The organism is Bacilli bacterium, from assembly GCA_035326105.1.
Taxonomy (GTDB): domain Bacteria; phylum Bacillota_I; class Bacilli_A; order RFN20; family CAG-826; genus UBA7706.
Map to the genome: position 1 here is coordinate 532,925 of DAOKYO010000001.1, position 11,586 is coordinate 544,510.

An 11,586-nucleotide genomic window follows, 5' to 3' on the forward strand; every position below is an offset into this window, starting at 1 on the left:
ATGTGTCACTTACTATCTCGTCCACGATACGTTTGAGAGATGTGTTATTTGATTACTAACTTATGCACTAACTTTCTTGATGTCAAAGCCAAAAGTGTTTGAGAGATGTGTTATTTGATTACTAACTTATGCCACTGTTATGCGACGCTCGCGCGATTCGTTGTTTGAGAGATGTGTTATTTGATTACTAACTTATGCATACATGGTTTCCGGCTGACTAAAGTCAGCGTTTGAGAGATGTGTTATTTGATTACTAACTTATGCACGGCTCTATGTATATATAGTGGGCTAATAATTAACTATTTGATGTAAAGATTTTGTATTAATAATGAATTCTCAACTATATACATTAATGGTGTAGCGTTATATCATATGAAAGGGTGACATCTATGGAAAGTTCTCAACAATATCGAAGCTATAAGGATTTGAGTAAATCAGAAAAAGAAACAATTGAAAAGTGTTTTAAAGAGGAAACCAAAAGTGTATATGATTATATTTTAGCGATTGGTTTTATTCCATTGATTGCTTTTCTTCTATTCTTCAGGGCTTTTTGGTATGTTGGCTTGGGTTTAACAATTATTGCTTTTATCGCGCTCCAGCTTTTTGTTGACCAAAAATATGCTTGTTATTTATTAACAACTAGAAAAATTCGTGGATTTCGTGAATTTCTAATAAAAAAAGAAATTTCAGATATTGGTAAACGTCAACAAAGTATTGATGAAGAATAGTTAATTTCATATTCTTCATTAACGATGAGTTTTCAGTCAAGCCAAAAAGTAAAACATGTCATAATTTCTTTAAGTTACAAATAAATAAACGAAACTTAACTTTTTTCAAAAAAGCGTTTAATATTAAGTTGGTTAGAGATAAATCTCAACCAAAAAGGATGACTGGTGGGGGAACCGGCCATCCTTTTCTTTTTGAAAAGCCAAATTATCGATATAATATAAAAAGAGGTTATTGGTATGGATAAAAAGACAATAGAGGATATTATTAGTTTTTCCGCTAAACGTAATTGGGAGCAATTTCATAACGGGAAGGATTTGGCTCTTTCTCTCTCTTTGGAAGTCAATGAATTGCTTGAAATATATCAATGGTCGGCCAATGATTTGGAGGTTGATGAAAGCATAGATAAGATCAAAGAAGAATTAGCGGATGTTTTTATGTATGCGGTTTTAATTGCCGATCATTATCACCTGGATATAGATCAAATTGTGATGGATAAATTAAAAGTCAACGAAAGAAAATATCCGCGGGAAAAGGCCTATGGCCGCAGCGACAAATATATCAAATTGGCTCAAGAAATGAAAGACGATGAGGAGTATAAAAAGGCAGCATTAGTCGTTGATAACAATCGCCTGGCGATCAGAAGCGATTATATTGATAAAAAAATGAGCGTTGCTCAACTAGTTGAAAAATATGGTTTTTCTGAAGAGTTAATTAAAACAATTATTTTCGAAAATAGCAAAGTTTAATATCATTTTACTTGCAAAAGGCAATGAAACTTGTAATAATAACTACGCTTAATCAATTACCCCTTTTTTGGTTAAGCGAAAAATTAGCGTTCAATTTCCTCTTCCCTTCGGAAGATGGCCGCTGATTTTATGGGGAGCCGAGAGGCTTCCCTTTTTGTTTGCCATTCGCTAGGTGGTTATTTTTTAGTGGCGAAAAGTGTATAATAAACTTTGTCTTATTTGATAGTCTAAAAGACTTTTCATAGCATATTAATTTCTGACGGAGGGTGCTTGATGCCAGAACTAAAGAAGCTTAAAGCATACTGCAATCAATTTGCACTTTATAGCCTTGTTATGGGGGCGATTACTTTTATTGTTTCTATGTGGATTATGCCGGGGGTAAAGTTTTCTTTTCCTTGGTGGAAAGTGCTTATTTTAGTTGGTTTAATCGGAGGAGAAGTATTCCTTTTTATCCACTTCATCAAACGTCTGGTGAAGTCCAAAGCCGAGGAAAAACAATACGTTTTTTTGGTACCGTTGCTAGGAATCCTTTACGTTAGTTTCTTTTGGCTGTTCGGCTTTGATTCAATTCAAAGCATTGATTTTCCGTTTCCAATTTATCTTAAATTGATTTTTATCGTCAGTTTGGTGCTTTCGACTATCGGCTTTATTTTGTCGATAGTGTCCTTTCACTTTTTGCTAGAAGATGGCCCGGCTCAAACGATTGTCATCAAATCGACGAACGATAACCCAAATAAAGTGGTTATCGAAGTATCAAAGAAGGCCACGCTTCGGGATGCTTGGAAGGATTTTTGGAACAAATTTGATATTAGCAATTGGAAGTTTTATGCTATTTTTCTTACCGTTTTGGCGATTGCTTATTTTTCCAGTGCTTTATTTTCCAACCTGTGGACCGTTCCCTTGGGGGGCGATTACACACAGCAAACAATTCCGTTCTATACTAATGGTTATGATGATTGGTGGCACTTTATTACCACGGGTGAATTTCCGCTTTGGGATTCATCAACCAATCTCGGAGTCAACAATATCGGCAGTAACGCTTTCTACTACGCGCTTAATCCCTTTTTCCTGCCGATATTAATTTTTCCTCGAAGCCTCATCCCTCAAGGCATCGCCTGCTTGATGATTGCAAAGTTGGTTTTAGCGGCGTTTGCCATGAAGAAGTATTTGGTCTATATGGGGGTAAAGAAAGAAAACGCTCTTTTCTTTGCTATGGCCTATGCTTTCTGCGGATGGAATACCTATTATTTATGGTTCAATCACTTCATGGAGATTACCGTTTTATTTCCTTTAGTCTTTTTAGGTATCGAGAAAATATTACGGGAACGGAAACCGTGGATGCTGATGACTTGGTTAGGAGTGTTGGGCGTTGCTAATTATTTCTTCCTTGTCTCCACCTCGATTTTGGGGGTTATCTATGCGGTCTTCCGCTATTTCCAACTTTTTAAAACTTATACAACTAAAGAAAAATTTCTTGTCATGGGTATTGGATTCGCCGGTTTCTTCGTAGCAATAATGATTTCTTCAATCTCACTTTTGCCGGGAATATATATTTCGGCCGGATCAGATCGCGTGACTAACGCTACCTATTTATCAGTTATTCTCGATGCATTTAAAACCAAAGATTGGGCGACCTTCTTTAATTATTTAAACAATTGGGAAGCGCAGTCTCCGAGTTACGTTTATAAGAAGTTTTATCCATTAATAACGTTCTTTTTCCCCACTCTCAGCGACCGAAGTTCCGCGCTTTTAAATACTTCCAATTATGATAATACGGTCAGCAGTTTATTTATTTACACTCCCCTGATGCTGATGGTTATTCCTTCCTTAATAACCTCATTTAAAGAGAAAAAGGTATCGCATATCGTAGCCCTGGTGTTAATAGTATGGGCAATATTCACTCCTTTTTCTTATAATGCCCTTCACGGCTTTACTAAGGAATATGGGAGATGGCAGTTGTTTGTAAGTTTTGTCCTCATAACTTATGTCGCTTTGAATTATGAAAAACATCAGCAGTGGAAGGGATGGTATTATGATGCCTCTTTCCTCCTTATCACTACCGGGGCTTTGCTGACTTATATCTGGGCTTATAACTATCAAGGAGAGGCTTTTTTCCAGATGATAGATGAGCGCATTTATGATGCTTACTATGAATTTGCTGCGATTGTTATCGTATATTTAATTTACCGTTTTGCTCATAAAGATTTGAATTTAACTAAGTATTTAACGGCATTTACTGCGGTTGAAGTTATCATCATGGGAACAGCAACCATGTTTAATCACGGTTTTGTCAGTTATCAGTATAATGTCGGGGGCGGAACAAGTGCAGTCAGACAAGAGACGAGCATAATCGATCATATAAATAAAGAGGATGACACTTTCTTCCGGGTTTTTAACTCCAATGCTTATAAAGGTAATGATAATGTTGGGATGCGGGAAAATTACAATGGTCTGGGGGCTTTTCATAGCCTCTATAACTTCAATCTTATGGAATTCAATTCTTGGAGTCACGTTAATTACAATTATAACGGCTGGTCAATGGGCTTACATGAGAAACGTTACAACTTGGATATGTTTCTTGGGGTAAAGTACTATATGGTTCAAAATAGCGTTTCAACGATTAGTTATGTGACCGCTGACGGAACCGAGACATTTAGACTGGAAGCTCCATATGACAATGTTCCCTATGGTTATAGCCATCTTGAAGATTACGATACCAAGGATTACCGCTTATATCGCAATGATAATTTTGTGGAGCTGGGAAGCAGCTTTGATACTTTAATGCGCTCAAATTATCTTCCTTCCACTGATCCTGAGGGGAAGAAAATAAGCAATTTTTATTCAGGGCAGCCTCAGGAAGTAGTTCGTAATGAAGAAATGTATTTAAACTATGGCATATTAGATACCGATGACTACGATGAAGTTCTGAGTGCCTATCCGGAATTTTCTACCGCAAATTATTATTATGCTCCTAAAAATGGAACAACGCTTTTTGCAAGTCGTAGCGGCACCCTTGGACTAGATTACTATGGCTGCTCCGACCGCTTGCCATTTGAGGATATTTCACTTCTTCCCTCATCCTGCAGCCTGCTTCCTCAAGCCACTTCGATGAACCCGGGAAATAATGGAATTTACATTTCTCGAACCGACGGCCAGCCGATTACGAGCAGTGCCGGGGAACTTATTGTTCAACTTTCATATAATTACAGCGCAAGAATTTTTCTATACGGAATCAATAATGAACTTATTACTTTCGATACGCATGGAGGCTCGCTTGGAACTTCGTTTAAAGCGATGCGAGCCCTTTATTCACCCGTCGGAGTCCAATCTATTCTTATTATGCCGATGAGCAAATGGACTACCGTCCCAACATCAGCGTATATTTTTTCAATCAACAATGCGCAGATGGAAAACCAATTTACTCAATATAGGGAAAATGGTTTTGAAAGCATCACCCATTCCTACAACAAATATGCTTTCGATACTAATTACATGTCAACCCGCTTTGCCGTTACTAATGTAGCCTACGATACAGGATGGTCCGTGAAGATAGTTGATGACGAAGACAATGTAATCACGCCAAAGGTTTATCGGGCCCAAGGGGGATTCGTCGGCTTTGTCATCCCAAGCGGAAGCAATCATATAACGATATCGTATTTCACTCCATATTTAGGAATCGGCTTGATTCTTTCCTCCTTTGGGCTTTTATTGGCCGGAGGGAGTTACGGTATATATTGTTTATTCGAAAAGAAGCGTGGTCAAAAATTGACATTTAAGACCCGCGAAACCCCCGTTGGTCATTAAGGGCAAATGTTTCCTTGGTGATAAATAAAATTAAAGGAGATCGAAAATGAGTGCCTCAATTGGAAAAGTATTGTTAACGCACGAACAGATTGTCGATCGGTGTCAGGAGTTAGGGACGATTATCAGTCGGGATTATCAAGACAAAAACTTGGTAATTGTGGGCTTGCTGAATGGGTCAGTGCCGTTTTTAGCCGAATTAGTTAAGCATATCAGTTTACCTTTGCGTTTTGATTTTGTCCGCGCTAAAAGCTATTGCGGAACCACGACACGGGGGAAACTGGAACTGGTACATGATCTGGATTTAGATATTCACGGGCAGGATGTGCTGGTTGTGGATGATATTCTTGACAGCGGACAAACCATGAGTTGTATCGCCGCGATGATGGAAGAAAAAGGAGCTAAGAGTGTTCGCACTTGTTGCTTACTTATGAAACCAGACGTAAAAAAAGATTACGAAGTCCATCTCGACTACTGTGGATTTGAAATCCCCAATGAATTTGTCATCGGTTTTGGTCTTGACTATGATGAACTTTATCGTAATCTTCCATATATTGGTGTTTTAAAACTCAATTAGTCAGTCGTCATTTTGCGGCCGCTTAAAAATAGAATAAACGGTTCCAAGGGAACCTTGATTTTCAATTAATTCAATCGCATGCGCAATCATCGGAGCAATCGAAAGAACGACGATTTTGGACGTGCATTTTTCCTTTGCCAAAGGAATCGAATCGGTGACGATTACTTTTTCCAAAGCGGAATCCTCAATTAACTGGCAGGCCGCATTAGACAAAATCGGATGTGATATCGCCGCAAAAACTTTGATTGCCCCGGCTTTTTTTAATTCGCCGGCAGCTAAGGTCAAGGTTTGAGCGGTATCGACAATATCATCAATTATGATGGCGGTTTTGCCTTTGACGTCGCCGATGATATTCATTACTTCCGCCACATTGGCGGATGGGCGACGCTTGTCGATAATGGCGATTCCCGCCTGATTGAAGTATCCGGCAAATTTTCGAGCCCTAGTCACTCCTCCGTGATCGGGAGAAACCACGACCAGGTCATCTTTTTTGACCACGCTTGAGAAGTATTCCGCGAATAGGGGAATGGCGGAAAGATCATCGATTGGACAGGTAAAGAAACCTTGAATCTGCGGAGTATGAAGATCGGTGACGATAATGTGATTGGCGCCGACATTTTGCAGCATATCAGCAACCAGTCGCGCGGTTATGGGTTCGCGAGGGCGAACTTTTCGATCTTGACGGGCATAACCAAAATAAGGAATAATAACATTTATTTCTTTGGCCGACGCCCGTCTTAATCCATCGATGAAAATTAAAAGTTCAAAGAGACGTTCCGTCACCGGAGGACAAGTGGATTGAATAACATAAACATTTTTCCCCCGAACGGTAGTGTTGTTTTCCACGATGGTTTCGCCATCGGCGAAATGAATAACTTCGCTTTCGCCCATTTTAAGACCAAGTTGGTTGACGATATCAATCGCCATTTTTTTATTAGCACTCAGAGCGTATACAATGGCATTGTTATCCATGTTATTTGCCTCCAAAAAGGCGATCGCCCGCATCACCTAAGCCGGGAATAATATAGCCTTTTTCATTGAGGTGATCATCGAGAGCCGCCACAAGAATTTCGGTTGCCGGAAAAGCTTTTTCAATTGCAGTTATGCCGTCCATAGCAGCGACTAAACTTACGACACGAATATCGGCATATCCCCGCTTTTTAAGTTCATTAATGGCTTCAATTATGCTTCCTCCGGTGGCAAGCATCGGATCAATAATAATTGCAATCGGATTTTCCACCTTAGGCAAAGCGACATAGTAATTTTCCGCCTTGAGGGTCTCTTCATTTCGGGCCATTGCCAAATATCCGACTTGGGCATCAGGAAGAAGATGCATAAAGGGCTCAATCATTCCTAAACCTGCCCGCAAAATGGGAATAAAAACGACCGGACGAGCTAACGTGAAAGCGTTAGCAGACGCACCGGTCGGGCTCTGGACGGGAGTCGATGATTCCTGAAGGGGAATTTGAGATAGACTTTCGGCTGCCAGCAGATAGGTAATCTCCTGGAGATAGTCGCGAAAAGCTGCCATTGAGCAGTTTTCATCTCTCATTAATGGTAATTTGATTTTAATGAGAGGGTGTTGACAAACGTGGTACATTTGGACCCTCCTAAATTATTTTTACTTCCTTTTAATTCAAACTGAAAGGGGAAATAAAGCGGCTTTTAAGCCGTAGATATACTAGCATTTTATTCGCTGATTGAAAATATAAAAATAAAAGAAGAAATTATTCCTTCTTTAATTTCTGATAATAAAGACGACTGACCTCATTCTTTGGATATTTGTAAAGAATACTGACTTCTTTAATGGCATCTTTAGCGCTCATTTGATTTTGGATTCGCGTTTTCAACTCGCGATAAACAGTGTCTTCATCCAAACTTGTATCATCGCTGCTTAATCCTTCGACAACAATCACCATTTCTCCCTTTAAAGTATTTTCTTCAAGCGCGGCTAATTCTTCGAGTGAGCCATAGATGTATTCTTCGTGGATTTTAGTCAGTTCACGAGCGATAACGGCTTTTCGATTATGAAAAACTAACAGGAAATCATTTATTGTTGCTTTGATGCGGTGGGGCGATTCATAAAAAATAATGGTATAAGGAAAATCGGCCAATTTATTTAATTCTTGAAGCCGGCGACTCTTTCTAGAATCCAAGAAACCATAGAATAGGAAATGATCGGAATTAATTCCCGAAGGGATAAGTCCGGTTATAGCGGCGACAGGACCGGGAACATAGGATATCGGAAAATCGGCGGCGAGCACCTTTTGAACAAGCCGTTGTCCGGGATCGCTTATGCCGGGAGAACCGGCGTCGCTTATATAGGCGACATTTTTTTTATCCGTCAAGAAAGAGATCACTCTCTCGCTCATCTCTGCCTCATTATGCTCATGCAGGCTGATCAGTGGTTTTTTAATATCAAAGTGTGCTAAAAGACGGCCCGAGTTGCGCGTATCTTCCGCCGCAATCACATCGACTTCCTTTAATACGGAAAGGGCGCGGGCGGATAAATCTGACAAATTGCCAATCGGGGTTGCAACGAGATACAAGATTCCTCGCAGGGACTCCTTATAAGTGAATTGTCTTTTCATAACCCTTATTCTTCGTCAATTTTATCATCGCTATCCTCATCTTTTTTACCGTTGCCTGGGATAAGGCTTTTATCCTTAGCAAGAATATCTTTGATGGTCGATAAATCTAAAAATTGGACATCGCCGCTGCCCTCAATCTTCACCGTGCGATTCAAGACATTTAGCGAGGTTATGCGATACTGGGATCCATTGTAGTTAAAACGCAAGCCCAAGCGTGGGAAATCCTTTTTTAAGTCGGTGTATAATTCGTCCTCATATTTCAAGCAGCAAATCAGTTTGCCGCAATGACCGCTTAATTTGGGAATATTCAAGGCCAGCATCTGATTTTTAGCCCGATTGATTGAAATACCGTCAAATTCATTTAGGAAGGTTGAACAGCATAAGGGCAAGCCGCAGATACCGACGCCGCCAATCATCTTGGCCTTATCGCGAGTACCAATTTGCCGAAATTCAATCCGGGTATGAAGTTTTCCGGCGAGGGAATGCAGCAGTTCGCGAAAATCAACCCGGTGCTCCGACAAGTAGGAAATGATAATCTTAGCTCGGTCGAGAGTAAATTCGGCGGAAGTTAAATTCATTTCCAAGTTGAGGCGGGAAACCTCGGCTTGTGTAAAGCGAAAGGCTTCATCGGCGGCTAGTAAATTAGCCTTATAAGCTTTAATATCTTCTTCTTCCGCCCGCCGCAAAATAGGTTTTAGGCCTAAAGATGACTTATATTCGATAATCTCTTGGGGGAGAATAGCCACATTCCCGAGTTCAATGCCCCGGATGGTTTCCACAACCACGAAATCGCCGATGACAAGCGAACTGTCATCGGTAGAAAAAAAGTAAGCTTTGCCTAAATTATTAAAGCGGATACCAACAAAATGGGTCGGCGCTTTGCTAGCGGCCCCATTATTTAATGCATCTTCCATATTACGACTCCTTAATTATATAGTAGCCTAGGTGATCAAACACTAGGGCAAGATTTAAACTTAAATCAATCTCACCTCTTAATTTTACCATTTCTTTGACAATTTTTTCGGGATGAATTACATTACTTGCAATTTTTTCTATTTCCGGTTTCAAAAACGAGAAATTTATTTCTTTGTTATTTCTGATTTTGATCGTATCTTCCAGAAGTGTAATCATCAAATCTAAGAAAAGGCGAGTGGCCTCTTTGCTTTTAATATTAGCGGCGATATTCTTTTGTAAAACATAAGCTGCCGCCTGAGCATCAAGCGAAAATGATTTGACTAACGATAAAAAATTCTCTTTTACCAATTGATAGATGTCACTTTGATAAAGATTAAAAAGCATCGATGGTTCGTTAGCGATGTCGGCGAGAAGAATCGCATCATTTAAGGGGACGGTTAAATCGTGAGTTTGCTCGATGATTGATTTTCTATCACTTCGTACCATGGTCATATTCGTCGTGCGGGATATGATTGTCGGCAGTACTTTAGATTCATTCTCAGTCGTTAAAATGGCATATACGCCGGCATGCGGTTCCTCAAGAAATTTTAAAAGTGAATTAGTGGCTTCCGAAGTCATGTTTTCCACAAGATGAATAATGTAAATCATCTTTGCATCTTTTTGGATAGCCGTCTTTGAAAAATCTTCTTCAAGCGTAAGAACATTCTCTTTTTTTATGGAGGAAATCGAGCCATCAATCAATTGAAAGTCGCTATAATTTCCATCCATAAAACGCAGGCAGTTTAAACAATGTCCGCAGGCCAAAGGTGATTTATGATCACAGACTAGTGATTGGGCTAAAAAAAGCGCCACCTCTTTTAACGGAAGCCCGGGCTCCCCGCTTAAAAGCAGGGCATGGGAAAGCCGATCCTCATTTATTGCATTAGCAAATGAGCGAAAAATGATCGGTTGATAACGTTTTAAATACTCTTGGTCAATCATGAATTATCCTTTAGATGACGGATTATAATCCGGTAGGCATTCTCACAGACTTCCAAAAAGGAATTCTCAGCATTAATTATCTCATATCTTTGCGGCCATCTTTGAGCGAGCTCAAGATATGTTTGCCGAACCTGCCGATGAAAATTTAACTCTTCAAGGTCGAGTCGATTTACTTCCCGATTCTTGTTTTTGGCGATGCGGGCAAGTCCCACTTCCGGCGACAAATCAAAAAGGAGAGTTAAATCAGGCAATCTACCTTCGGTAGCAAATGTGTTAATGGTTAAAATTTCGTCGACGCCGAGATGGCGGCCACCGCCTTGATAGGCCATAGATGAATCGATAAAGCGGTCGCAAAGAACATTGATTCCTCGGGATAATGACGGCCATATCAATTCGACGAGATGCTGTCTTCGACTCGCGGCGAAAAGCAAAGCTTCCGCCCGCGGATCAAGCGCGGTTTCATCCCGATCTAAAATTACATGACGAATCTTTTCTGCGATGGGCGTGCCCCCGGGTTCTCTCGTTAAAACGATGGGGACTCCCTCGTCTTGAAGACGTTTGGCAACCTCTTTAAGAACGCTTGTTTTCCCACTGCCCTCGGGCCCTTCAAAGGTAATAAAAATAGCCATACTGTTATTCCTTTTCTTCCTTCATGTTTGTACGGCCCGCCAAGGCCTTCTTTAATGTTAGAGCATCAGCATAATCAAGATGACCGCCCATAGGTAGACCATAGCCTAGTCGAGTGGTCTTTACCGGGAATCGCTCTAATAGACGGGCAAGATATAGTGCGGTTGTTTCTCCCTCAATTGTCGGATTAGTAGCAACAATTACTTCTTTGATATGCTCGTTTTCGATTCTCTGAAATAACGAATCCACATTTAAATCTTGAATTGATACCCCACTGCTGGCGGAGAGAACACCGCCTAGAATATGAAAGACACCATTGAAATTCTCGATGCGTGAAAAACTTAACACATCCTTTTGATCGCTCACGACCACACAAATTGAATGATCGCGCGTAGGGTCTGAACAGGTATGGCATTTTTCATCTTCGGTATATTGTCCGCATATAGGACAAGTGTGGATGGAAGTCGTGACTTCTTGCAGGGCTTTCGAAAAAGCCAGCACATCGTCCTTATTCATTTTTAAAACTGAATAAGCCATCCGTTCAGCGCTTTTTTGTCCGACCCCCGGCAAGTGACGGAAAGCATCAATGAGAAGATCTAAATGAGGAAGATTATCCATG

General features: G+C 40.3%; 10 protein-coding genes, 1 pseudogene and 1 CRISPR repeat array (1 of these 12 running past the window's edge). Of the genes and pseudogenes, 4 read left to right on the plus strand and 7 right to left on the minus strand.

Annotated features, from left to right (window positions below):
- A CRISPR array of direct repeats spans positions 1-264; the repeat unit is 36 nt; unit sequence GTTTGAGAGATGTGTTATTTGATTACTAACTTATGC; it begins 1,025 nt to the left of the window's first position.
- 125 nt (positions 265-389) lie between these two features.
- The 4 genes and pseudogenes from PKC96_02395 (at position 390) to hpt (ending at position 5,853) form a co-directional block, all read left to right on the plus strand.
- Complete coding sequence (locus PKC96_02395; GenBank protein HMM00179.1) at positions 390-728, plus strand: hypothetical protein; 339 nt, start codon at positions 390-392, stop codon at positions 726-728.
- Between the two features lie 237 nt (positions 729-965).
- A pseudogene (locus tag PKC96_02400) lies at positions 966-1,295 on the plus strand (nucleotide pyrophosphohydrolase).
- Between the two features lie 453 nt (positions 1,296-1,748).
- On the plus strand, positions 1,749-5,279 hold the full coding sequence (locus PKC96_02405) for a YfhO family protein (protein HMM00180.1): 3,531 nt from the start codon (positions 1,749-1,751) through the stop codon (positions 5,277-5,279).
- 46 nt (positions 5,280-5,325) lie between these two features.
- On the plus strand, positions 5,326-5,853 hold the full coding sequence (hpt, locus tag PKC96_02410; protein ID HMM00181.1) for a hypoxanthine phosphoribosyltransferase: 528 nt from the start codon (positions 5,326-5,328) through the stop codon (positions 5,851-5,853).
- Here hpt and PKC96_02415 read toward each other — a convergent pair whose 3' ends face one another.
- The 7 genes from PKC96_02415 to recR all read right to left on the minus strand — a co-directional run bounded on the left by PKC96_02415 (position 5,854) and on the right by recR (position 11,585).
- Entirely contained in the window at positions 5,854-6,825 is a 972-nt protein-coding gene (locus tag PKC96_02415) for a ribose-phosphate pyrophosphokinase (GenBank protein ID HMM00182.1), read from the minus strand.
- Between the two features lies 1 nt (position 6,826).
- Positions 6,827-7,453, minus strand: coding sequence for a uracil phosphoribosyltransferase (gene upp / locus PKC96_02420; GenBank protein HMM00183.1), 627 nt, complete (start codon positions 7,451-7,453; stop codon positions 6,827-6,829).
- Between the two features lie 127 nt (positions 7,454-7,580).
- Positions 7,581-8,444 carry a 16S rRNA (cytidine(1402)-2'-O)-methyltransferase gene (rsmI, locus tag PKC96_02425; protein ID HMM00184.1) on the minus strand — a complete coding sequence of 288 codons (864 nt, stop codon included), beginning with the start codon at positions 8,442-8,444 and terminating at the stop codon, positions 7,581-7,583.
- Positions 8,445-8,449: 5 nt separating this feature from the next.
- A complete protein-coding gene (ricT, locus tag PKC96_02430) occupies positions 8,450-9,358 on the minus strand; it encodes a regulatory iron-sulfur-containing complex subunit RicT (protein HMM00185.1) in 909 nt (302 codons plus the stop codon).
- Position 9,359: 1 nt separating this feature from the next.
- Positions 9,360-10,340, minus strand: coding sequence for a hypothetical protein (locus PKC96_02435; protein HMM00186.1), 981 nt, complete (start codon positions 10,338-10,340; stop codon positions 9,360-9,362).
- Complete coding sequence (gene tmk / locus PKC96_02440) at positions 10,337-10,969, minus strand: dTMP kinase (GenBank protein HMM00187.1); 633 nt, start codon at positions 10,967-10,969, stop codon at positions 10,337-10,339. Before tmk ends, PKC96_02435 begins: the two co-directional genes overlap by 4 nt.
- Positions 10,970-10,973: 4 nt before the next feature.
- Positions 10,974-11,585 carry a recombination mediator RecR gene (recR, locus tag PKC96_02445; GenBank protein ID HMM00188.1) on the minus strand — a complete coding sequence of 204 codons (612 nt, stop codon included), beginning with the start codon at positions 11,583-11,585 and terminating at the stop codon, positions 10,974-10,976.
- Position 11,586 lies beyond the last annotated feature (1 nt).